General features: G+C 68.1%; 1 tRNA gene. It reads right to left on the bottom strand.

The annotated features are described in order from the left end of the window. Positions 1–80: 80 nt before the first annotated feature. Positions 81–156, bottom strand: a tRNA-Thr gene (locus ACFCZN_RS20955). Positions 157–263: the final 107 nt, after the last annotated feature.

A 263-nucleotide genomic window follows, 5' to 3' on the forward strand; every position in this document is an offset into this window, starting at 1 on the left:
ACCCTGGACGGGGCCGCAACCGGTTGCGGCCCCGTCCAGGGTTCTCTATCTCGCGCTCGGGGTTCTCTATCTCGCGGGAGTGGAGCCGCCTGTCGGATTCGAACCGACGACCTTCCGTTTACAAGACGGGAGCTCTACCAGCTGAGCTAAGGCGGCGGGAGCGGGGGAAAAAACCCCCAGGGGGGGGGGAGGGGGTGGTCGGTGGTCCGCTGTCTGGTGACGCTGTGGCGGACCGGCCCCCGAGGACCCTCGTTTCCCCATCC

It is taken from the genome of Isoptericola sp. NPDC056134, from assembly GCF_042264825.1.
Classification (GTDB): Bacteria; Actinomycetota; Actinomycetes; order Actinomycetales; family Cellulomonadaceae; genus Isoptericola; species Isoptericola nanjingensis.